Annotated in this window: 20 protein-coding genes; 10 read left to right on the top strand and 10 right to left on the bottom strand. The window is 37.9% G+C overall.

Going from position 1 to position 24,124, the window contains the following annotated elements; genetic code table 11:
- Nucleotides 1-2: 2 nt before the first annotated feature.
- A complete protein-coding gene (locus ULVI_RS00275) occupies nt 3-1,148 on the bottom strand; it encodes a glycosyltransferase family 2 protein (protein WP_068588146.1) in 1,146 nt (381 codons plus the stop codon).
- Nucleotides 1,145-2,437 carry a hypothetical protein gene (locus ULVI_RS00270; protein ID WP_068588143.1) on the bottom strand — a complete coding sequence of 431 codons (1,293 nt, stop codon included), beginning with the start codon at nt 2,435-2,437 and terminating at the stop codon, nt 1,145-1,147. Before ULVI_RS00270 ends, ULVI_RS00275 begins: the two co-directional genes overlap by 4 nt.
- An 85-nt stretch (nt 2,438-2,522) precedes the next feature.
- Between ULVI_RS00270 and ULVI_RS00265 the strand changes: the two genes are divergently transcribed.
- The 3 genes from ULVI_RS00265 to ULVI_RS00255 all read left to right on the top strand — a co-directional run bounded on the left by ULVI_RS00265 (nt 2,523) and on the right by ULVI_RS00255 (nt 6,542).
- On the top strand, nt 2,523-3,527 hold the full coding sequence (locus tag ULVI_RS00265; protein ID WP_241780935.1) for a GNAT family N-acetyltransferase: 1,005 nt from the start codon (nt 2,523-2,525) through the stop codon (nt 3,525-3,527).
- Nucleotides 3,524-4,633 carry a DegT/DnrJ/EryC1/StrS family aminotransferase gene (locus ULVI_RS00260; RefSeq protein WP_068588140.1) on the top strand — a complete coding sequence of 370 codons (1,110 nt, stop codon included), beginning with the start codon at nt 3,524-3,526 and terminating at the stop codon, nt 4,631-4,633. Before ULVI_RS00265 ends, ULVI_RS00260 begins: the two co-directional genes overlap by 4 nt.
- A 652-nt stretch (nt 4,634-5,285) precedes the next feature.
- The gene (locus ULVI_RS00255) at nt 5,286-6,542 is read left to right on the top strand and encodes an O-antigen translocase (protein ID WP_241780934.1); all 1,257 of its coding nucleotides are present in this window, start codon (nt 5,286-5,288) and stop codon (nt 6,540-6,542) included.
- Nucleotides 6,543-6,555: 13 nt separating this feature from the next.
- On the opposite strand, the gene ULVI_RS00250 is transcribed toward ULVI_RS00255, so the two are convergent.
- On the bottom strand, nt 6,556-7,698 hold the full coding sequence (locus ULVI_RS00250; protein ID WP_068588134.1) for a glycosyltransferase family protein: 1,143 nt from the start codon (nt 7,696-7,698) through the stop codon (nt 6,556-6,558).
- 46 nt (nt 7,699-7,744) lie between these two features.
- Here ULVI_RS00250 and ULVI_RS00245 point away from each other — a divergent pair, with 46 nt between their 5' ends.
- Nucleotides 7,745-8,872 (top strand): glycosyltransferase, encoded by a 1,128-nt coding sequence (locus tag ULVI_RS00245; protein WP_068588132.1) that lies wholly within the window; start codon nt 7,745-7,747, stop codon nt 8,870-8,872.
- Complete coding sequence (locus tag ULVI_RS00240; protein WP_068588130.1) at nt 8,850-9,263, top strand: sugar 3,4-ketoisomerase; 414 nt, start codon at nt 8,850-8,852, stop codon at nt 9,261-9,263. The genes ULVI_RS00245 and ULVI_RS00240 overlap by 23 nt, the downstream gene beginning before the upstream one ends.
- Here ULVI_RS00240 and ULVI_RS00235 read toward each other — a convergent pair.
- Nucleotides 9,246-10,178, bottom strand: a complete 933-nt coding sequence (locus ULVI_RS00235; RefSeq protein WP_068588127.1) for a glycosyltransferase family 2 protein — start codon at nt 10,176-10,178, stop codon at nt 9,246-9,248. The two genes, ULVI_RS00240 and ULVI_RS00235, sit on opposite strands and share 18 nt — an antisense overlap.
- Nucleotides 10,171-11,058, bottom strand: coding sequence for a glycosyltransferase family 2 protein (locus ULVI_RS00230; RefSeq protein WP_068588312.1), 888 nt, complete (start codon nt 11,056-11,058; stop codon nt 10,171-10,173). Before ULVI_RS00230 ends, ULVI_RS00235 begins: the two co-directional genes overlap by 8 nt.
- 98 nt (nt 11,059-11,156) lie before the next feature.
- Here ULVI_RS00230 and ULVI_RS00225 point away from each other — a divergent pair, with 98 nt between their 5' ends.
- Nucleotides 11,157-11,984 carry a 2OG-Fe(II) oxygenase gene (locus ULVI_RS00225; RefSeq protein WP_068588123.1) on the top strand — a complete coding sequence of 276 codons (828 nt, stop codon included), beginning with the start codon at nt 11,157-11,159 and terminating at the stop codon, nt 11,982-11,984.
- Nucleotides 11,985-12,033: 49 nt separating this feature from the next.
- Here the strand turns inward: ULVI_RS00225 and ULVI_RS00220 are convergent, their stop codons facing one another.
- From ULVI_RS00220 to ULVI_RS00210, 3 genes are read right to left on the bottom strand one after another with little or no spacing between them, the layout of a single operon-like run.
- A complete protein-coding gene (locus ULVI_RS00220; RefSeq protein WP_068588120.1) occupies nt 12,034-12,717 on the bottom strand; it encodes a cell division ATP-binding protein FtsE in 684 nt (227 codons plus the stop codon).
- Nucleotides 12,718-12,768: 51 nt separating this feature from the next.
- Entirely contained in the window at nt 12,769-14,763 is a 1,995-nt protein-coding gene (locus ULVI_RS00215; RefSeq protein ID WP_068588117.1) for a S8 family peptidase, read from the bottom strand.
- Nucleotides 14,756-15,226 (bottom strand): tail fiber protein, encoded by a 471-nt coding sequence (locus tag ULVI_RS00210; RefSeq protein WP_068588114.1) that lies wholly within the window; start codon nt 15,224-15,226, stop codon nt 14,756-14,758. The genes ULVI_RS00215 and ULVI_RS00210 overlap by 8 nt, the downstream gene beginning before the upstream one ends.
- Nucleotides 15,227-15,392: 166 nt before the next feature.
- Here ULVI_RS00210 and ULVI_RS00205 point away from each other — a divergent pair, with 166 nt between their 5' ends.
- The 3 genes from ULVI_RS00205 (at nt 15,393) to ULVI_RS00195 (ending at nt 21,970) form a co-directional block, all read left to right on the top strand.
- Nucleotides 15,393-18,413, top strand: a complete 3,021-nt coding sequence (locus ULVI_RS00205; RefSeq protein ID WP_068588111.1) for a tetratricopeptide repeat protein — start codon at nt 15,393-15,395, stop codon at nt 18,411-18,413.
- 43 nt (nt 18,414-18,456) lie between these two features.
- On the top strand, nt 18,457-20,217 hold the full coding sequence (locus ULVI_RS00200; RefSeq protein WP_241780933.1) for a porin family protein: 1,761 nt from the start codon (nt 18,457-18,459) through the stop codon (nt 20,215-20,217).
- Between the two features lie 76 nt (nt 20,218-20,293).
- Nucleotides 20,294-21,970 (top strand): amidohydrolase, encoded by a 1,677-nt coding sequence (locus tag ULVI_RS00195; protein WP_068588108.1) that lies wholly within the window; start codon nt 20,294-20,296, stop codon nt 21,968-21,970.
- 84 nt (nt 21,971-22,054) lie between these two features.
- Here the strand turns inward: ULVI_RS00195 and ULVI_RS00190 are convergent, their stop codons facing one another.
- A complete protein-coding gene (locus tag ULVI_RS00190) occupies nt 22,055-22,831 on the bottom strand; it encodes a hypothetical protein (protein WP_068588104.1) in 777 nt (258 codons plus the stop codon).
- A 47-nt stretch (nt 22,832-22,878) separates the two neighbouring features.
- On the opposite strand from ULVI_RS00190, the gene ULVI_RS00185 reads away from it, so the two are divergent.
- Nucleotides 22,879-23,418, top strand: coding sequence for a DUF2059 domain-containing protein (locus ULVI_RS00185; RefSeq protein WP_068588101.1), 540 nt, complete (start codon nt 22,879-22,881; stop codon nt 23,416-23,418).
- Here ULVI_RS00185 and ULVI_RS00180 read toward each other — a convergent pair.
- A complete protein-coding gene (locus tag ULVI_RS00180) occupies nt 23,402-24,109 on the bottom strand; it encodes a class I SAM-dependent methyltransferase (protein ID WP_068588099.1) in 708 nt (235 codons plus the stop codon). The genes ULVI_RS00185 and ULVI_RS00180 overlap by 17 nt on opposite strands.
- Nucleotides 24,110-24,124: the final 15 nt, after the last annotated feature.

The raw sequence follows: 24,124 nt of genomic DNA, 5'->3' as shown, positions 1-24,124 counted from the left end.
GGTTATTTTTTCAGTCCTAAGATACTAAAGAATAAGCTGAATAAAATGATCTGAACTCCAAGTAAACCCGAGGTAATTGCAGGTACAACTTTCCGTAATATACTGTTGTTGGTTATATCTCCGTAATTTAATTCCTGCCAGTTGCTATAGGCATAGAGACTGAGGCCCACTCCTATGAACACTAAAATCGCCCCAACGATAAGGCCTTTTTCCATTGTAATACTTTTAAACAACCGATCGTATTTATTCGATTTAGGCAGCAGTCCGTTTTCTACCGTAAAGACTTTTGTGAGACCGTAGAACAGCACAAATTGAAATCCGATGAGTAAAAATCCTGCGGCAAATAGCAGAGTATGCACATCGAAGGTAGTGTTTCCAATAGTTATGGGACCGGTTAATAAAGCTATACTTACAACACCCCCAAGGATCATTAAAAACAGCCCTGGAATTAAGAACAACCACTGCGGACTGTACAACAATAAAAACCGAAGATGTCTCCAGCCGTCGCGCCACGTATTTAAGTGAGGAGGGCGCGATCGACCGTCGGGTGAAAGTATGGTAGGAACTTCGGCGATCTTCAAGTTTTTAAGACTAGAACTTACAATCATTTCGGAAGCAAATTCCATTCCAGTGGTCTTCAGGTCCATTTTATAAAAGGCTTCTTTACTGAAACCACGGAGCCCGCAATGAAAATCCCCGATCGGACTGTTAAAGAAAAGTCTTCCGATAAATGACAAGACCGGATTTCCTAGATAGCGGTGTAAAAACGGCATCGCTCCTTTTTTAATTCCGCCTTTAAATCGGTTTCCCATTACCAGATCGTACCCTTCGCGTAGTTTTTCAAGATACGGCATCATGTTGCTAAAATCGTAACTATCATCGGCATCGCCCATCATGCAATAGGTTCCTTCGGCAGCTTTTATACCTCCAATAAGGGCATTTCCGTAGCCTTTTTCCGGTACATTCACTACGCGTGCACCCAAATCTCTTGCGATCTTCTGCGAGCCATCGGTGCTGCCATTATCGGCAATTACAACTTCTCCTTTTACCTGTTCACGTTCAAAGAATCCCTGTGCTTTTTGAATGCAGACAGCGAGCGTTTCAGCTTCATTTAAACACGGCATAACAACAGAAAGTTCGGGTTTCATATTTTTTTAGTGATTTTTCGGAACAATACAATTCCTATTAATAGCGCAAAAAAGTAATTGTAAAATAAGTACCGTGCGATCGAGTGTGAGGCAAATGCCACAAGCATACTATTCGAAAGCAGTAACAGCGACGAAAATAACAATAATCCGTTAGAGCGCGTAAAATTTCTGAAAGTTTCCCACAAGCTGTAGAATACGAGCAATACAACAAAGATTAAAATCACAACCGATTTAAACCCGTGGATCATTCCGGCGAAATATAAGTTGCGATATTCGGTAGGGTTGTTTTTTATGAGAATGGGTAATAAAGTTTTGCTGGCAGCTTCAACCGAAAGAATGTTTCCGTCGGGAATGCTGTCTTTTTTCAGAAAATAAGCCCCTCCTTTTTTATGGTAATTCTGATTAAAAATGATGGGAACATTTTCATGAAATGGTTTGTATTTTTCTGAAGCACTTCCGTCCACATGTCTGCTGGTTAATCCCAAACTATCCAATGTTTTATAAGATGCTACAAACAAATTTCGGTAATCTTTATTTTCAATTTTACTGCTATCGGAAGCTTTAGAAACATACAACGGAAGCGTCAACGCATTCGAATAGCTGAAAGGTGTAGCTACAAAAAATCCATGCACCGCCTTCCTGTAAGTACTGTCTGCTATTTTTGAGATCACGGGAAGTGCCAATAAAATGAATAGATAAACAACGTGCTTCTTTTTAAAACCTTGATTGCGTTCTTTTAAAATAAGTGCAAATGCGAGAATAAGCGATACCACGATAAATTGTCCGCGGGTCAATGTGAGCGTTAAAAAGACGATCGAAAAATGGAGTATTCTTTTATATTTTCCGATAAACAACATGTCGAACGAAAAAGACATAAGTAATAAATATAACGGATACGAAATCCCTTCACTTGCCAAGTTATTCCCTATAGAAAGCGGGGGGAAATAGGGAACGATAAGCAGTGCAACCAAAAACAATCGTTGCCATAATATCAAAGAAAAAATCGAGCTACAGTTTCGATAAAGTGTAAATACTGCAATCCATCCTAAAACCAATTGACACGCAACCGCAACCACATCGAAGTATCCTTTAAAAACAACTTCGAGTCCACGTAAAAAGATCACATAACCAGGATACCTAAAAATGATCGCATTAAAATAGCTGTAGGTGTCTGGAGAATAAATGGGAGGTTGTAGTATAAAGTAAATCGTTAGTACAAAAAATAAAGCAACGACTCCATACGTTTCTTTGGTAGTTATGCCAGTACTTTTTAAAAACGAGGTCCCCAAATATTAGTAGATTAAATATGCAATTGCACCCGATAAAAGTAAAAATAATTTTAGTTTTACAGCACTTTTAGAACCATCCATTTAGTTGAAAACCGAAAAGAAACATACCACTCCTTCTGTATTTGCTGTCGCTAGGTACACCGCACAGTATGAAGGTCCGTGGAATCAATGCATTGCGTCGGCAAAGAATGCCACTTTTTTGTTTCACAGGAATTTTATGGAATACCACAGCGATCGGTTTACAGACCATTCACTGCTCGTGTTTAAAGGAGGTAAATTAGTGGCGGTATTGCCAGCCAATTTGAACAATGGGGAGCTGCATTCCCATCAAGGACTTACTTACGGCGGACTGGTATTTTCAGCAAAACTAAAAATGAAAGATACTTCGGAAGTGTTTAAAGCTGTATTGCAGTATCTGGCTTCGGAAGGAATTAAAAAATTACATTTAAAACTTCTACCAAACATATATCATTCTATTCCGGGAGGTGAATTACCTTATCTTTTACAACTAACGGAAGCAGTTCGAACTCGGGTTGATGTTTCGAGCACCATCGATCTCCGAATGCCGTTTAAAATTCAATCGAACCGTACGGAAGGAGTTCGAAAAGCAGAACGCCACGGATTAACTATTTCTGAAGGAACTAATTTCACCCCATTTTGGAACGAAATATTAATTCCTAATCTAGCACAACGACACGATGCAGCGCCGGTTCATTCAGCCAAAGAGATTACGATGCTTGCAGGGAATTTCCCCGAGCATATATGGCAGTTTAATGTAATGAAAGATGACAAGATTGTAGCGGGAGCAACTATTTTTGAAACAAAACACGTCGCACACGCACAGTATATTTCTGCCAATGCCGATAAACAAACCCTAGGAAGTCTCGATTTTCTGTTTGACTATCTTCTGAATGACCGTTTTCGAAGTAAACCGTATTTCGATTTCGGAACTTCTAATGAAGCAGCGGGAACAAAAGTAAATGAAGGATTGTTGTACTGGAAAGAATGTTTTGGTGCTCGTAGTGTGGTGCATGAAACATATGTAGTAGATACCGCAAATTATACGAACCTCGAAGATATTTTTATATGATCCCATTCTTAGACCTGAAAGCGATCAATCACCGTTTTGAAGCACAGTTTCAGGAACGATTCCAGCAGTTTCTAGATTCGGGATATTATATTCTAGGGAACGAAGTAAAAGCATTCGAACAAGCGTATGCCATGTATTGCGGTACTAAATATTGCATTGGAGTAGGGAACGGACTCGATGCCTTGCGACTTATTCTGGAAGGATACAAAGTGCTTGGTAAGCTGAACAATGGAGATGAGGTTTTAGTCGCTTCAAACACCTACATCGCAACCTTATTAGCCATTAGACAAGCAGGGTTAGTTCCTGTTTTAGTAGAAGCAGATCTAAAAGATTTCAACTTTAATATCTCGCAATTAATTTCATCAATAACCCCACGAACAAAGGGGATCATGCCCGTACATTTATACGGAGAACTGGCTCCTATGAACTCCATTTTTAAAATCGCCCAAAAACACAATCTGCTCGTTATTGAAGATGCCGCACAAAGTCATGGTGCCACACAAGCCGACGGAAACCGTTCGGGGAATTTGGGAGATGCCGCAGGACATAGTTTTTATCCCACAAAGAATTTAGGAGCTTTAGGAGATGGAGGTGCTGTTACCACGAACGATAGTGAATTAGCTTCAGTAGTGCGAAAGCTTCGTAATTATGGAACGTCTTCAAAATACGTCAATGAGTTGCCGGGATTTAATTCACGTCTGGATGAACTACAAGCCACCTTCCTAAATTGCAAACTACCCGAACTTGATGCTGATAATGAAAAACGAAGAACCATCGCTAAACGGTATCTTTCAGAAGTAAATAATATAAGTATCAGGCTTCCGAAGTATAAAGGAAAATTAAATCATGTGTTTCATCTGTTTGTTGTAATGGTCGCTAACAGGGAACATTTTGTGGAATATTTAAAAGAAAATAAAATAGGGACACTCATTCATTATCCAATTCCACCGCACCAGCAGGAAGCTTTTTCAGCATATAAGGAGCTGAAATTCCCAACGACAGAGAAAATTCATCGGGAGATCGTGAGCATCCCTATAAGTCCGGTAATGGATGATAAAGCCGTCACAAAGGTGATTTCGGTGTTGAATGGATATAAAACGAACTAAAATGAAATTCACGAAAAAAGCCAATTTGTAGGCAAAATGTCACACTGAGCCAGTCGAAGTGTGTTGTGTGAAGATGATAAATTGAAAATCTTCGACACGCTCAGACAAGATAGTAGCATTTCATAGTTGTGAGAATAATAAGAGGAAAGAATAGTGTACAATTGATGAGGTCAATAAGGAACGATAACGTCACACTGAGCCTGTCGAAGTGTGTTGTGGGAAGATGATAAATGGAAAGTCTTCGACATGCTCAGACGGACAGTAGTATTGCAGAGTTGTGAGAATAAAATGATGAACGAACATAATAGTAGTGAAGTGGACAATATGAAACGATAACGTCACACTGAGCCTGTCGAAGTGTGTTGTGTGAAGATGATAATTGAAAGTCTTCGACCCGCTCAGACTGACAGTAGAATTTCATAGTTGTGAGAATAATAAGAAGAAAGAATAGTGTACGATTGATGAGGTCAATAAGGAACGATAACGTCACACTGAGCCTGTCGAAGTGGGCAATAAATTAAGAAGTCAACGACATGCTCAGACGGACAGTAGTATTGCAGAGTTGACTCCTAAAAAAGATAAATACCAAACCAAAAGTAAATAACAGCTGTTGAAAATCCCAAAGGCCATACGTGGAAACCTGCTTTTAAAAATGACCTCGCTTAACGCGGGCGTCATCGTAGTACGTTTGTTTGTGGCGTTTTTTTTACAACGGGAATTAACCGAGATCGTTGGAAAAGCGGGATATGCTAAAATTGGTTCGCTGCGTAATTTATTGTCGCAATTATCATCATTTACTTCTTTAGGAGTTTTTACGGGCATTGTAAAATACGTGTCAGAATATAAAGAAGATAAGGAACAACTTCAGAAATTATTTTCAACAACGTTTGTATTTACCATTGTAGGAAGTGTTATCGCCTTTGTGGTGTTATTTTTTGGTGCTGAGCAGTTAAGCACGTATTATTTCTACGATACCGAATATGCCTATGTGTTAAAGTTATTGGCGGTTATCGTTCCGTTTATCAGCATTCAGCGGGTATTTAATGGGGTGGTCAACGGACTCTCGAAGTACAAGAGTTTTGCTAAAATTGAATTGTTCGCGTATTTGCTTTCCGCAGGACTTACGCTTTTCTTGTTGTATAAAAATGAGTTGGACGGTGCCTTGATTGCGATCGCACTTGCGCCGGTTATTCAGGTGGTTGTATTGTTGTATATTTTTGTACGAGTGTTGCGAGAGTATGTTCAGTTCTCGAAACTAAATTTTAAAATTCCATTCGCAAAACAATTATTAGCGTTTACTGCGATGTCTTTTGTGTCAACCTTATTACTTAATCAGGTAGAGATCGAGATTCGGAATTTTATTACCAATAAAGTAAGTGAAACCGAAGCAGGTATTTGGACGGGTATGACGACCTTGTCTAAAAACTACATGGTGTTTGCTGCGGCATTGTTTAATCTATATGTGATTCCGAAGTTTGCCGGAATTTATACAAAATCAGATTTCACCAAAGAAGTACTTAATATTTACAAAACCTTATTGCCTTTATTTGGAGTAGGGATGCTCGTGATCTATTTTGCCAGACAACTTTTTATTGACTATGTTTTTATCGATTTTGATGAAATGAATCCGTTGTTTAAATGGCAATTGCTGGGGGATTTTGTACGGTTGGCTTCCTTGGTATTGGCACATCAATTCTTAGCGAAGAAAATGGTGCTAAATTTCATTTTTACAGAATTATTCTCACTTGCTCTTTTCTATGTATTATCCTACTTTCTACTGCCTGTTTACGGAGTGGAAGGGGTTGTCATAGCGCATTTTATAAGATACGTGCTGTACTTTTTGGTTGTACTATTGTTAGTGATGCGGTATTTTCGGAAGAAGAAAAAGAAAGAAGAAAAACTTGCGTAGGTAATTTTAATATTTAGTGCTCTTCTCCATTCCAAACGCGAAGGTACTGTTTCGCAACTTCAATATAATCGTGATGCTTTTCTACAAAAGCACGGGCATTTTTTGAAATAGTCTTAATTTTACTCCGATTCTCAATAAGATCCGAAAGAGCTTCGGCAATTTTTAAAGCGTCCGGAACTGCATTTACAGCCACCTGATCTTGTAGGTTGTAAAAGTCGTAAAATTCAGTTTCAGCTCCGGTAAAAACCACCTTTCCTTTCGCCATAGCTTCCAACGCATTGTACCCTTGATCGTACGAGTATACTTGATCTAACACAATATGCGCACGGTTGTACGTTTCAATATATTCAGCATACGGAACATTTTCAACGACCTTTATTTCTATGGCTTCGGAATGTTTTTTCTGAAGAAGTTCTAAAGCCTCTTCAAAGTAACGAATGCCTTTAAAATGATAATTATTCCGGTTGATGCCCAGAAAAATAACAATGGGTCCTTCTGAAGGCATCTCGAGATACGGAAGCTTTGTAAGATTCACAGGATTTGGAATAAGTCCGTAATATTTAGGATGCCCTGCTAACGGAAGGTGGTAATCCATATCGGAAGCAATGATGCCCTCCACATTAGTAAACACAAATTCATGAAGTTTTTTATATTCTGGCCAGGTGTATTTTAAAATGTATTTGTACCGTTCTTTAGAGACTGTTCCGTTTTTATACCCTTGTAAGATGGAGTAGGGTAAGGCATCGCTTAATGCGTACGAAACGCTTAGGTGATCGGTCCCGCAGGAAAGTAAAAATAGTTTACGGTTGTGTTGCTTCAGAAATGAAATAATCGTTTGTTCCACGTTGGGAGTGGTGGCAAACGGACTTTCATTAATAAGCTGTACGACATCGAAATCTTTCAGTTTTTCCTGATGTTGAAAAAATTGCCGTTTGATGGAAAGTGCTGTAAGATCTATTCCGAAGAACGTATACAAACCTACTTTCAATTTTTTTGAAATGCCTTGATCGAATGTTCGTTCTAACTTGATATCTGCCGGATAATTCTTAAAGAAATCTCCAGTAGCGATGAGCGTTACCTCATGTCCCAATTGTCGCAACCCTTCCTGTAAAGAATTGTGTAACCTACTGTATTCGCCTACTAAGAGTATCTTCATATTTATAGTATCTTTGGAGAGATCATTTCAAAAATACCATTTATTGATGACGCAGGGAGTGACGAATCGAAAATTTAAAATTTGTCTGGTTGCTATTTCTTTGGCAAAAGGAGGAGCCGAACGTTCGGTAGCGATGCTGTCGCAAATGTTAACTGCAAAAGGTCATGAGGTTCATGTGGTTGTGCTTACAGATGCCGTTGATTACCCATTTGAGGGAACGCTTTTTAATCTCGGAAAATTTAAAAAGGAAAGAGAATCGCAGTTTGGACGCATTCGTCGTTTTAGAAAACTTAGAAAATATTTATCGGCTCAAGACTTTGATGTTATTATAGATCATCGGGTAAAAAATTCGTTGCCAAGAGAACGCTACTACAAACGTTGGGTGTATGCCGGAATCCCCAAAATCTATGTGGTGCACAGTTCGAAATTAACTAATTATCTTACTGAAAAACCTTCAGCCATGGCGCGAATTTATAACAGAAATGTGGCGACGGTGGCAGTTTCAGAATACATTCAGAAACATATTCTAGAAAATAGAAAAATTACAAATTCGCACGTTATTCATAATGCGTATAATCCTTCATGGGCTGAACATGCGCATGTATTACCTTCAGAATTAAATGACAAACAATACATACTTTCTTACGGTCGGTTAAACGATGATATTAAAGATTTTCAATTTTTGATACATTCATTTAACCACTCTGGACTTTGGAAAAAAGGTATTGTACTGGTGATTTTAGGGGAAGGAAAAGATGAAGCCAAGCTTAAAAGATTAGTCCAATCGCTTCCTTGTAATAAGTTGGTACAGTTTCATCCATTTACAAGTGAGCCGTTCGGGTATATTGCGAATGCGCGTTTTGTAACATTGACCAGTCATTATGAAGGTTTTCCAATGGTGCTTGTCGAATCGTTATCTTTAGGAACTCCTGTTGTTTCGTTAGATATTCCGTCGGGACCTTCAGAAGTGATTACCCATCGTAAAAATGGTTTGCTGGTTGAAAAAAGAGAAGTACCTTTATTTTCTGAAGCCATGCGACTGTTGTTTAAAAATGAACGACTTTATGTGCAATGCAAACATGAAGCAGCTGCTTCGGTATCACAGTTTTCGATGAAAGCGATCGCCGAACAATGGAACCAATTATTACAAGATGAAGTACACCGACCTGAATAGTATCGATTTGTTAGACATTCCGAAAATTAGTGACCCCAGAGGGAATCTTTCGGTTATTGAAAAGGAATTATTGCCTTATGCAATCAAGCGGGTATATTACCTGTACGATGTTCCTACCGATGCGTTTCGTGGAGGACATGCGCACAAAGAACAAAGCGAATTTCTTATTGCCTTAAGCGGAAGCTTTAATGTGGTCTTAGATAATGGAAAAGAAACCAAAACGGTTACATTGAACAAGCCCTACAAAGGACTGCTTATTCCTACTGGAATTTGGCGCGAACTATCCGATTTCTCATCGGGAGCGATCTGTTTGGTATTGTCTTCGGGAGAGTTTCTTGAAGAAGATTACATACGACAGTATTCCGACTTTAAATCATTTGTAGGCGCTTAATCGTAAACCATAATAAGAAAGACGTTCTTTTGTTTTTAACAACGCTTTTAAAACAGGTCTGCGCTGCCGTAATAAGAAACGCTGTCTTTTTGTAAGATTTTCTAAATCGATCTTTTTATAGAACTCGTAAAAAGCTTTGCTATTTCCTTCCAATCGGGCGAGTAAACACAAGGAATACCGATTAAGATCAAGAAACTTTTTAAGTGCGGAGTTGGTTTTTTCTTGTATCTCGTATGCTTTAAAATCGGGGCGTTCACTCACCTTTGTAACCGACCGGAATAAACTATCAGCGTGCACGATGTACAAGACACAAACCTTTGGATTAAAAATAATGTTGTACTGCAATCCAATACGAACATACAGGTCGGTGTCTTGTCCGCTTTTAATGGTAGGATCGTAATATCCTACAGTTTCAAAAACCTGTTTTTTTACTACCGTAGTAGAACTTTGTAGGATCGAATCTAAAAAACTTGCGTTGAAATAATCAACTTTCAGGATTTTATCCTCGATTGGTGTGATAGAATACGTTCTTGGAAAGCGCCGGGTTTTTTTCTGAATTTCACTAGCAGTAGCGAATACAGATTCCTTCGGAAACTTTTTAATCGCTCGTTGTTGTTCCTCGAGATAAAAAGGATACCAAATATCATCGGCATCGAGTAGTGCTATGTAGTTGCCTTTTGCTTTTTTAATCACGTAATTTCTTCCAGCACCGGCACCTTTGTTTTCTTCGGAATAATATCGAATGCGGGAATCTGTTAAAAAAGGCCTTATGGCTGCTTCGCTCGTATCGGTGGAGCCATCGTTTAAAATTACGATCTCAAAATCCTGAATGGTCTGCGCCAAAACACTTTGAAGCGTTTTTGCAATATGTGCTTCCTTATTATAAACCGATATAACGACTGAAAACTCAGGCATTGGCTTTCAGTTTTATATAATGATATAAGCGATACATATCGAATTGTACCAAAGAGGGTTTTTTTGAAGTAAGGTTTTTAACCATGCTCTTTTCTAAACGCCTCACCATATTTTTAAAAATAGAGATCGCATGGTATTTCTTTAGCTTTAAAAATGCTTTTTGTACAGGCCGGGTGTCCTCTGAAATAAGGTGTTGCTGTTCTAAATAAAAAGTTGTCTCAATGGATTTTAATGATTTTTCTAAAAACACCTGAGCTGTTTCTAATCCTAAATGATAGACTGGATTATCGATATGAAGTACCGGAATTTCTCTTTTTTTCAAATTGTATGAAAACAAAATGTCTAATCCGTAGGCATTTTTTTCTTCTATATTTACTGCTTCAAAAGTTCGTTTATCGATTAGTAAATTCTGTGATATTATTGAATACGGATCCTTTAATCGTTCATCAACAGACTTTGCTTCTCGTTGCATTCCGTAGCGATATCGAAGCATTTTATCTTTTTCGGGAGGCGTGTTGTAATAAGCAACTCCACCGTAAGCGACTTTGATCTTAGAAAGATCGTTTGCCATATACTTTTGAATGAAGGTGTCGCTTACGGGCAGTACATCGGCATCTAAAAAAAGCAACCAATCGTACTTCGCGCGTTTCGCAAGCATGTTTCGAGAAGCAGTTCGCCCCAAATTTTCTTTATTTAAGTAGTAATGACAATTGCTTAATTTGGTAATCGATTTATTTTTCTGAAGAGTTTCCTCATCGTTCGAATTATCCTCCAAAACAATGATCTCGAAAGGTTCTGATAGGGATTCGGCTTGTTTCCAAATGGTTTGCACCAATTGATCGATAGCGTAATTATATGTGGGTATTAAAATCGAGAGCATGGTTGAAATTGTTAAGTGTAAAAATACATTTTTTAGGTATTTAAATTCCGGTTTCAATTTTTAAATAGTAATTTCATCCTTTGAAACAATGCTTTCTTATGGACACAAAAGATATTTCTACACTTATATTTAATCGTATTCTTGAAGAGAAAGAAGCCTTGTCGATGCGGTATAAAAATACGGTCGATGGAATTGGGAATTTTTATATCGATGAAGTATTGCCAGAAGAGCTTGCGCTTGAGATAAGCCGTGTGTTTCCCAAGAAAGAGGATATGAATTTAAAGAAGAGCTTACGGGAATACAAACATGTTGCTGCACAGATGGATCAATACAATCCGTTGCTCGAAAAAGTGATCTATGCATTTCAAGACGAGCGAATCGTTCAGCTTATTGGTGAGATCTGTGGAACAGACCAACTAGAGCCTGATGAAAACTTATACGCGGGAGGTCTTTCACTCATGGCAAAAGATAATTTTTTAAATCCGCACCTTGATAACTCCCACGATAAAGACCGAAATAAATGGCGCGTTTTTAATCTGTTGTATTACGTAACACCCAATTGGCCTGATGATGGCGGTGGACATTTGGAGGTATGGCCCAACGGACTAGAAAATGACCCAGTGACCATACACAGTCGTTTTAATCGATTGGCAGTCATGGCCACGCACCAGAAGTCTTGGCATAGCGTAAGCCCCGTAGTAATCAATGGAGAACGCTGCTGTATTTCTAATTATTATTTTGCTGAAAGTCCGTTACGAAAAGAAGATCGGTTCCATGTAACCTCTTTTAGGGCCAGACCCGGTGATACATTAAAAGATACCGTATTAAAACTGGATGCTTCTATTCGAATGGGTATTCGAAAGGTTTTTAAGAAAGGAATTAAAGAGAATCCACATGTGTATAAAAAGGGAGAAAAAAAGGAATAATGTATAAGTAATATTGACGAATAGAATATTTTCCTTTTTTCTAATGTGATTATACCGTTTTCTGAACCACTTCAAAAATCTGATTTTCATCACATTTTAGTGTTTTAGAAGGGTATTTTAAAAGCAATGCGTAATCGTGCGTGGCCATTAAAATGGTGTTTCCGTTCTTATTAATTTCTTGCAATACCTCCATGACTTCAACGCTAGTTTGTGGATCGAGGTTTCCTGTAGGTTCATCGGCAAGTATTAATTCGGGATCGTTTAAGAGAGCTCTGGCAATAGCAACACGTTGTTGTTCTCCTCCAGAAAGTTGATAAGGATATTTAAAACTCTTGGTTTTCATAGCAACCTTATCAAGTACTGCATCGATGCGGGCATCCATTTCTTTTTTGTCTTTCCAGCCGGTAGCTGTAAGCACAAAGGCAAGGTTGTCTTTTACTGTACGATCGTTGAGAAGTTTAAAATCCTGAAATACGACCCCCAATTTTCTACGTAAAAAAGGGATGTCTTTTTCCTTCAGCGTAGGTAGATCATAACCGACGATTGTTCCTTCTCCTTTCTGAAGTGGTAGATCGCCGTACAGCGTTTTCATAAAACTACTTTTTCCTGTTCCGGTCTTTCCGATGAGGTATACAAATTCGCCTTTTTCTACGGAAACCGTTACTTCAGAAAGAATTAAATTTTCCCTCTGAAAAATAGATGCATTACTTAAAGACAGAACAGGTTGCGACATAGTTTTAGATTTGTTGTAAAAGTAAGAAAAGAGATGGTTTTACAACAACGGCTACGGGGTAATATTTAGTGTATGTGTTTCTGAAATTCCTTCGGAAGTAATTCTTACTACCACCGATGTTTCAGTAAACGATTGGTACGGAATTGTCGCAATACGTTTTGAATCGAATTCTTGAGAATAATATAACGTATTGTCTTTAGTGAAAATTTTCACTACAAATGCTTGTGTAACGGTTTCTGAAGGGCTTATAACAATAGATTTTAAAGAACGATCTATAGTAGTTCGAAATAATTTTTTTTCTTTAGCAACACGTAGGGTTGAACTGATTTTTTGTTTGGAAGCTGGTGTTTTTGTGGATGTTCGGGGTGCCGATTTCCGTTCGGGGTAAACACTGGGATACTTTTTTACGGGCTTTGGAAAGCATTCTGTATACACGATTTCAGGATCAATTTTTAGTGAAACATATCCACTTCGATCGGGTTTTAGATGGGTACCCGGTTTTAATTGAATGGCTCGTTTAGCATTAAATGCTACCGTTGCTGAATCACGAAACACCTGATTTTGAATTCTAATGTTGTTAGGAGCCTGCTTCAGTTCAAAATGAAAGCGTGAAAAGTCGCGTCCGCTGATTAAAACCCTACCTTCTGGAAGGGTAAGGTCTCTTGCCATTTTTACTGCCTCGTGTGCATTAACCCGTCCAGAACCTAACTTTCCTGCAAAGCGTTCGTTTCCTTGTAAATGATCTATCGGAGCTGATGTTAGTTTTAAAATGCTTTCTATTTCGTACGAACTTAAACAGTAATTAGCAGACCACATTAATCCGATAACCCCTGTGATATACGGGGCAGCTGTAGAAGTTGCGCCTCCATAACTGGTTGGTTTCTTTTCGCCACAAACAGCATCGCCAGCAAGGTACGTCTCAATAGGAGCGCAAATATCGACCGACTCGTTGAATTGCATGGCCCATTTCCAGTACTTTGCATGTAACTTTCCGTCATCTCCAACGGCTAATTCACGAATGTGTCTGTCTTTTAAGTGAGTGGTCGCCCGTTTTCCTTCTTTGCCGATAAAAAGGCTGTCCGATGGATTTTCATTAGCGGCATACACCCCCGTGACCGATAGTACTTTTTCAAAAGACGCGGGATACCCATAGTCGTCAGATCCATAATCATCCTCTTTATTACAGTCTTTTCCATTCCCCGCACTAGCAACTATTATAATTCCGTCCTCATAGAATTCATCGATTCGCGCTTCAATATTTTCATGATAGGGCCCCATACCACAGGTCACCCAACTTGTATTAATCACCTTAGCTCCAGCAGCAACAAGTTCTTCTACATATTTAAATGAGCCATACCCATTGGTAATTACGTCGCATCCTGAGCATAAGCCAGGACGCCCATGAGCATTATCTGAATTACCAGCAGCTATGGCAGTAACATTCGTGCCATGAGCACACACATTCCCTTTTGTATTATTAAAATATTTTAAATAATTGCTCACTCTTCCTTTAATGTCGGCTGAGGTGCTGTCTACCTTTCCGTCGGAAATTCCGATGACTACTTTTTTCGATCCTTTCGTAATACCCCACGCTCCTGGGGCATCGATGAGATCAAGGTCGTGTAATTTTAGTGCTACTCCGAGATTTTTATTCGGACTGGTTTCTCCGTAATCGTTAGGGTAATACGAATTTTCATTGGGGTAGAATTGATCGATGCGAGTGTATTTTTCAGGGAAATTATGCTTTAGTTGACTCAACAATCCTACATCATTCGTTACTATCGAATAGACGCTTTGTAACATTTTGTTACGGGTTGTTGGAAATGCTTTTTCAAAAGAAAATACGGTGAATTTCTCATAGATTTTTGTTTCTATAGTGTTTCTCCTATTTTTTATTTTAAGCGTTCCGTCGTTGTTGTCTTTGATTGTTAACGAAGCTGCATCAGCGATATTGGTGTGGAAATAATAGCGTTCTTCGTCTGCCTGCTGACTTAAAAGCTGGAGATGAACACTAATAAAAAAGAAAAGAAACAGGCGTTTACTCATGATGCTGAGCTTGTAAGGCTTTTAACTCTTTTTGTAAGGTTTCAATAGCGTGTTGCTGTGCTAGGGTGTGTAGCGTTAATTCTTCAATTTTTTCCAATAGTAATAGATTCATTTTTTTTAGTTCTAGTCCTTCTTCAGAAAGAACTTCAGCCGAAGGAATGCCCGGTAAATGGTGGTGTTTAGTTATAAATGCTTCAGTTTCAGAAAGTGTTATAAAACGATAGCTTGGTTTCAGAATAGAGTTTCCATCGTAATAGGTTTCAAAAACATAATCGGGGGCAACTGCTCCATTTAAATCTACTAAAACTTCTTGGGTATGTATGTTTCCTTTTACGGTAAGTAAGGCATCGGGTTTTTCGGTCCCAATTCCAATTTTTCCGTTGGATTCTATAAGATTTTTAAATTGTTGTGCCGTTGCCGTAACAGAACACAAAAATAGTGCGAGGAGAAGTAGTGGCTTCATACTGTTTAAATTATATCACTTGATTTTTATAAATATACATGAATTTCTGAAAGCATTCTTTTACTACTGAAATCTCTTCCGAAGAAAACATACTTATCCCTGTTTTATTACGTTATCAATTTAACAAATTGACTTATTTTTGACAATTAAAACAAAACTGAAACTAATGCTTAGAAACCTCATAATCGCTTCCCTTTTCCTGCTTATCTCTTTTCCTGCATTTTCACAACAATCTGCTACCTATACCAACGACCTTGTTGAGTACAATAAAGCGTTGCAATTGTATAAGAACGATCAATTTCTCGCTGCGCAAAGTTTGTTTACTAGCGTGAAGGCAGAGCTTAACGACGACACCCTTGAGGGGGATTGTGCATACTACATCGCAAATTGTGCCGTACGTTTAAATCAGCAAAATGCCGACCAGTTAATGGAAGATTTTGTGACTAATTATCCAACAAATATTAAGCGAAATGCAGCTTTTATAGACGTCGCGAATTATTATTTTGAAAATGGTAAATATTCGTATGCCCGAAAATGGTATGATAAAGTAGACGAACAAAGTTTGCCAAGAAGTGAACGAGACCGATTCAATTTTAATAATGGCTATGCCTATTTCAAAAACAAGCGATTCAACGAAGCTAAAAAATATTTTAATAAAGTTTCTACTTCAGAAAAATACGGATCGCAAGCAAAATACTACCTTGGATTTATCGCCTATGAAGGAGATGAATACGAAGAGGCAAACGAGTTGTTTGAAGAGGTAAAGGAAGAAGACCGCTACGCAGAGGGATTGTCTTATTACCAAGCAGATATGAACTTTAAATTGGGAAAGTTTCAAGAGGCAATAAATATGGGGAAAGAACAATACGATAGTTCGAATCCTCAAGAGAAAAGTGAGCTCTCCAAAATTATTGGAGAAAGTTATTTTAACCTTGAAGAATATGCTGCTGCCATTCCATATTTAAAGGAGTATCAGGGGAAACGCGGCAAATGGAACAACACCGATTATTATCAGTTAGGATATGCATATTACAAACAAGGGCAGTATCAAAATGCCATTAATGAGTTTAATAAGATTATTGATGGGAACAATTCGGTGGCACAAAATGCATACTATCATTTAGCAGAATCGTATTTAAAACTCGACCAGAAACAACAAGCTTTAAATGCGTTTAAAAATGCTTCTGAAATGGATTTTAGCGCTGAAATTAAAGAAGATTCATTTCTTAATTACGCTAAGTTAAGTTACGAAATTGGAAACAGTTACGAAGGTGCACCACAAGTACTTGTTTCTTTTATAGAACAATACCCCGATAATAAGAACAACGATTTGCTTCGTGACTTGTTAATCGACAGCTATATTTCCTCCAAAAATTACAAAGGCGCTATAGAATTATTGGAAAATAATAAATCGTTTGAAAACAAATTAGCGTATCAAAAAGTGACATTTTTCTATGGACTTGAACTATATAATGAAGGAGTCTATCAAGATGCCATTGATCATTTTAATAAATCATTAAAAGAACCGAGAGACCCTGCTTTCACAGCAAGAGCTACCTATTGGAAAGCTGAAAGTGATTTTCTTCTGAATAATTTTGATGAAGCTGGAATCGGTTACAAACAATTTTTACAACTCCCAGGTGCTAAGGCTACCCCTGAATATAATAATAGCAGTTACAATGTGGGTTACAATTATTTTAAGCAAAAAAACTATCCAGAAGCGATCACCTATTTTAAGCAATATGTCTCCTCTAGTAATGCAGAAGGAGCTCGTAAAAAAGATGCTTTATTGCGTTTAGGCGATAGTTATTTTGTGACGAGTCAGTACTGGCCTGCGATGGAAAATTACAATGCAGCGATCGAGAGTGGAAGCGGGCAGAACGATTATGCGCAATTTCAGAAAGCCATTAGTTACGGATTTGTAGACAGAACCGAAACAAAAATTAAAGAACTAAATGCATTTATATCAAAATATACCAAATCGGTATACCGGGATGATGCATTGTACGAATTAGGAAATACCTACGTCGCGCAAAACAACACTAATGAAGCACTTAAAACTTATGACAGACTCTTTCGGGAACATGCGAACAGTAGCTTTACTTCTAAAGCCCTCATGAAAAAAGCATTGCTGTACGATAACACCGGGCGAAGCGCAGAAGCATTGGCACTCTTTAAGAGGGTTGCAAGCGAATTTCCTTCTACTCCAGAAGCTATGCAGGCAGTAGCTTCAGCTAAGATTATCTATATCGACCAGGGACAGGTAGATGCGTATGCAAGTTGGGTAAAAGGACTCGATTTTGTTTCTGTGGAAGACAGCGAACTCGATGATGCCACTTATCAGGCAGCCGAACAGCCTTATCTTGAAAACAAAAGTGGGCAGGCCATCACCCGTTTTGAGAAGTATCTGAATGAATTTCCAAATGGTCAGCATGCGTTACAAGCTCATTTTTATTTAGGACAATTGTATTTTGCTAAAAGTGATAATAGCAAAGCGACACCGCATTATGAATATGTAGTTTCGAAAGAGCGAAGTGAATTTAGTGAACAGGCGCTCGCCCGTATTTCTGAAGTATATCTCGCAGAGAAAAACTATAATAAGGCCCTCGGCTATCTGAAGCGTTTAGAAGTAGAAGCAGATTTTCCACAGAATATTATTTTCGCTCAGACCAATAGTATGAAAGCTAGTTACGAGCTAAAAAAATATGCAGAAGCAGTAACCTATGCCGATAAAGTATTGCAAAACACGAAGATCGATAATAGTATAAAAAGTGATGCACAAGTTATAATTGCTCGATCTGCCATGAAAACTGGAGATGAAGGCAAAGCAAAGACCGCATATGCTGAAGTGAGTAAAATTGCAACGGGACAACTTGCTGCCGAAGCCTTATACTACGATGCGTATTTTAAACATAAGGCAGGAAATTTTGAAGCATCCAATAGTACCGTGCAAAAACTAGCTAAAGAGTATTCGGGATATAAGTTATATGGAGCAAAAGGTCTGTTACTTATGGCGAAAAACTTTTATGCTTTAAAAGATGCGTATCAAGCAACCTATATTTTAGATAGTGTAATAGCTAATTTTAGCGAGTATACGGAGTTAGTAGCAGAAGCCAAAACCGAGCTAGCTAAAATTAAAGCTGCCGAATCTAAAACCAATGCTTCTGTAGAAACTAACGAGAACTAACAGAACCCAAACACCATATAATAACAAAGAAACCTTGCAATTTATGTACAATCCCATTGTAATGAATTTTAAAAATAAGTATTGCCTTTTTTTCATGCTTTTTAGTATAGCGACATGTATCGTAAATGCTCAAGAAGAAGATGAACTTGACACCGAAGTAGTAAATATTGTGAAACCATACACACCTACTATTTCAGATGCTTTTAAAGTGAAAGAAACGCCCGTTCTAAACGATTCTGTTTCCGAAGCAAAAAAACCAGTGGAGTATTCTATTTTTTCGGTTCCTGTTGCTTCTACGTTTACCCCTGCTAAAGGAAAAGCTGCGACAGTTGAAAAAGCAAAACCAATAAAACTGTATGACAATTATGCTACACTTGGATTTGGAAACTACACCAGTATTTTGGGTGAATTGTATAGTAACTTCGAGATTAGTCGTACCGATAATGCTGGATTCTTTTTTAGGCACAATTCGGCTCAAGGCGACATCGAAGGGGTTCGATTAGAAAACAAATATTACGACACGCAATTGGATGCAAATTATACGAGCAGACAACGCGATGCGTATTATCGTTTAGAAGCAGGAGGGACCCATCAGCTATTTAATTGGTATGGATTGCCCGATTTTTATGAAGGAGCTTCAGAAGAATTTATTAATAATGCGGATGTACAACAAAATTATTTTGGAGGTTATGTTGGAGGTACCATGGCATTCGATGAATCGATATTCGAAAAATTATCGGCACGGGTTCGTTATACTGGAGACTCGTACAGTTCTTCAGAAATAAATGCAACCTTGCAACCCGAATTCTCATTTCCGTTAACAGATTTCGATTTAAAAATTACCGGAGATGTAGATTACGTAAGTGGAAGTTTCGAAAAGGGGTATGTGGATCAAGGATTTTCAATAGCTTATAGTTTTTTAAATGCAGGCATCACTCCGGCGATACAGTTTGTAAATAATGATCTTTCTGTTTCTTTGGGGGTAGCTGCGTATGTAACATTAGACGCCGAGAATAGTGAAACAGAATTTAATATTTATCCTCAGATCAATGCTTCATACAAGCTGGTAGACGAATTGCTTATCGCGTATGGAGGTGTGGATGGAGGTCTGGACCAGAATACCTATTATAATTTTAAGGAAACCAATCCGTATGTGTCACCCACCCTTTTTATTGCTCCAACGAGTAGATTGTACGACGGATTTGCTGGGTTAAAAGGAAAATTATCTAATTCGGTAGGGTATAATGTAAGAGGGTCATATGGTAAGGAAGAAAACAAAGCATTGTTTTTAACTAATCCGGCAGTAGATAACACCATAGATTTTGAAGGCTATGAGTATGGAAATTCGTTTCAGATAGTGTACGACGATATGAATACTTTGTCTGTTTTCGGGGAGCTGAAAGTTGCGGTTTCTGATGTAGTTTCAGTAGGATTAAATGCAGAATATTTCAGTTACGATACTACCAATGAAATGCAACCTTGGAACCTTCCAGAAATAAAAGCTTCGTTGTTTTCAGACTTTAAATTTAACGAACAATGGTACGGAGGTGCTTCGGTATTTTATGTTGGAGAACGAATGGATAGAAATTTAGTAGTGGGACCCTTGGTAACTCCTTTTCCAGAAGAAGTGGCGCTAGATGGATATGCCGATCTCAATGTGCATCTAGGATATAAAGTAAACGACCGACTCTCTTTTTTCGCAAAAGGAAGCAACTTGCTAAGTGATAATTATGAGAAATGGTTAAATTATCCAGTACAAGGAATTCAAGGATTGCTTGGTGCTACTTACAAATTCGATTGGTAATAACTTAATATCTTTATTATAAAAAGCATCCTTTTGTTAGAGATGCTTTTTTTATTTTTACACAAACTTTTTAATTATGAGATTTTTTTATTTTTCAATTGTTTTTGTCATATTTCAATCGTGTGCACCCGAAAAGAAATCGGCAGATTTGTTGGTGAAAAATGCAAACATTTATACGGTAAATGAAACCTTCGATAAGGCAAATTCTTTCGTAGTTAAAGATGGAAAAATCGTAGAAATTGGAATAAAGCCTGAGTTAGAACTAAAATATCGAATCGCTGAAACATACGATGCAAAAGGTAAAACAATTGTGCCAGGATTGATCGATGCACACGCCCATCTAGTAAATCTGGGAATGACACTTCAAGATGTAGATTTAAAAGACACTAAAAGTTTCGATGAAATTGTAGAACGTGTGGTGGCATTCCAAAAGGAGAAAAAAACAGATTTTATATTAGGAAGAGGGTGGGATCAAAACGATTGGGAGAACAAAGAATTTCCAACGAACGAAATGCTTGATTCCTTATTTCCCATTACTCCTGTTATATTAACTCGAATCGATGGTCATGCCTCGATTGTAAACTCGATCGTACTACAAATGGCAGGTATTACAGCCGACTCTAAAATGAAGGGTGGAGAAGTAATTGTAAAAGATGGAAAACCGACAGGCGTGTTAATTGATACTGCTAGAGAAAATATTTGGAGTCTTATCCCCGAAAAAGACACCAAGTACATGACAGAGGCCATACTTGATGCTGAACAACGCTGCCTTGAGTTAGGCTTAACAACTGTAAACGATGCAGGATTAGATAGAATGGCAATCGAATTAATAGACAGTTTACAACAAGCAGGTAAAATGTCACTTCGGGTGTATGCCATGGTTTCTAATACTCCAGAGAATTTAGAGTATTATTTAAATGAAAAAGGAAAAATTAAGACCGATCGCCTCAATGTTCGTTCGGTTAAGGTTTATGGTGATGGCGCTTTAGGGTCTAGAGGCGCAGCAATGAGAGCTCCGTATAGCGATCAGGCTAACCATTATGGAGCAATGATTACAGAAACCTCAGAATTGCAAGCATTGGCTCGTAGAATCGATTCTGCTGGATTTCAAATGAATACTCATGCAATAGGAGATTCGGCCAATATTTCTGTATTACGCGTTTACGATGCGGTATTAAAAGATAGGACTGATGCGCGTTGGAAAGTAGAGCATGCACAGATTGTGACGCCTTCCGATTTTGAATATTTTTCAAAAAATATTATTCCCTCAGTGCAACCAACTCATGCTACCAGTGATATGTATTGGGCAGAAGAACGAATTGGAACAAAACGTTTAAATGGAGCATACTCGTACAATACTTTATTAAAAAAGGCTGGAATTGTTGTTCTAGGAACAGACTTTCCTGTAGAAAAAGTGAATCCTATGCACACCTTTTACGCAGCAGTAGCCAGAAAAGATTTAGAGTTTTATCCAGAAGAAGGTTTTCGAAAAAAAGAAGCGCTGTCTCGCAAAGAAACTTTACAAGGAATGACTACATGGGCTGCATATTCTAATTTTGAAGAAAACGAAAAGGGGAGTATTGAAACTGGAAAATTTGCAGATTTCACAGTACTCGATAAAGACATTATGAGCATTATTGAAGACAGCATTCCAACTGTGAAAGTACTAGCGACTTTTATCGATGGTAAGAAAGTTTTTGAAGCGGCTTCTAATACAATACAGGAAGAAAATAAGAAATCATCAGCACACTAATACGCAAAACAAGGTGGTAGAATTTAGAGAAAAAGAAGAGTTAAATATAGGATTTTACTAAGCATATTTATAATTTTCCTTATTCTATTTTCCTCCTTTAGCTTGCAGGTCGGCAATACATAAAGCGTCAAGGGTTGGGATATTAACCATAGTTTCTAATCTTGCTAAACGACCAGGGGTACTACTTTCAAAATACATGAGGCAATCTTCTACTACGCAATGTCTACTTGCATTGGGATCCTCATGATCCGAAGGATGAATATCATCATTTTGAATATTTACAAGTCCAAAAAGGTGTCCAAATTCATGTTGAATTGTTGTTCCTTCTAAAACTGCAAGATCCCCATTTCCAGAAGCTTCAAGATCTTGTAGTGTTTTTTCGTAAATAACTATGGAGGTATTAAAGTAAGAAGTTCCAAGTGTAAAATTAGTTTCGGTGTCGGTATCTTTATTGCCATTGGCAAAGAACACATAAACTACGATCTCATCTTCGGTAGTATATAAGGTTCGATTTTCTTCTTCAATTTCTTTAATTTCATCTGGATCGAAAGGTGCACCTGTAGGTTGGTCGATCACAGTGCGAACAATATTAATAGTACTTTTATTTAATCGAGTAGAAAGATAGTCTTGTAGACCATCGATCGTTTGTTGTAACGGAGCAAAATTAGTACTGTACACTAATTCTACTGTTACTTTAGAATATAAATCATTAGACAAAAGGTCTTCCGCAGAAGTTCCTAACCCCTTTCTATTTTCCGCCTTAAAATCGGCAATACCATCATCGCTGTCGTCACTTTTACAGGCTACTATAGTAAGTGCTGAAAATAAAATTAGGAAGAAATTATAACATTTAAGCTTCATGGCGTAATTTTTGTATTTTTGACAAACATAACTGATAAATACCCATTATGAAAATCCGGTCTTTCTTTTTAACGCTTTTCTGTGCACTTTCTTTTACAGTTTCAGGGCAAGAAGATGCTTTCCAACAAGACATCGTTAAGTATCTGTCTATAAACGGAACAACTTCTCAATACGATAATGCGTACGACCAGATGCTTACAATGTTACAGCAGCAATTTGCAGACAGTAAAGTGCCACCTACCGAATGGCAAACTTTAAAAAACAATAAAGCTGAAGCTGTAGGAGAAGTATTAACCTTGTTAGCCTCTGCCTATCGGAAACATTTTTCTGAAAATGACATCGCCGAAATGATCGCTTTTTATGAATCTGATGCTGCGCAAAAAATGCTATTTGATCAAGCTTCCTTATCTGAAGCAGAACAGGTTTTTATTAATTCTTTTTATAATAGTGAAGTAGGGAAAAAAATCAAACAATCCCGACAAGCACTGGCTACAGATATTTCGCAAATATCGGAATATTGGAGCCGAGATCTTTTTACCAATACCATCGACGCTCTAGCAGCCAAAGGTTTTACGCCGGGGCACTAAGTTTAGTGAGATAGTCAAAATTTTCACCTTGTACGATAACTTCAAATATAAATCCTGAAGCTATTGCGGCTGTTTCAAAAATTCTCTCATCGAGATAAAGCCATGGAAAAGATTCACTTGTTTCGCCTTTATAAGATAATGTAAATTCAAGTTCTCCGTAATACCGATCCTGCGGAACCCAAATACCACCTTCCTTCGATGTGTCATACATATATTGAAGATCACTACTATCTATTAAGATCTGTCCATTAGGTTTTAATAATGACCTTAAATGTTTCAGATAGGTTGCGGTTTCAGATAGGGTTCCAAAAATCCCAGTACCATTCATTAATATTAAGATGGTGTCGAATTTAGGTTCTTTCAATGCTAATATTGAAGTTTTTATTACGTTTTGAACGCCTCGTAAACGGGCAACCTCACACGCTCCTTCTGAAATGTCTATCGCAGTTACATCGTGGTTTTTTTTCTGAAGGTATAACGAATGGCTTCCAGCTCCACAGCCCACATCCAACACATGACCTTTGCACAACTCAAGTGCTTTCTGCTCAATTAAGGGCATTTCAGAATAGCTTCGAAATAAATAGGGTAACGGCAACTCGTCTGCGTCACTTATGTTGGTTTCGGTGATGAGTTTTTCGGTGTCTTTCCCGTGATAAAAATCTAGCATCGCTTTCCCGAGGAGGTCTTTCATGATAAAATTAAAAAG

The sequence above is a fragment of the Cochleicola gelatinilyticus genome (assembly GCF_001637325.1).
Classification (GTDB): Bacteria; Bacteroidota; Bacteroidia; order Flavobacteriales; family Flavobacteriaceae; genus Cochleicola; species Cochleicola gelatinilyticus.
This window is presented reverse-complemented; position numbering and strand designations above follow the sequence as displayed.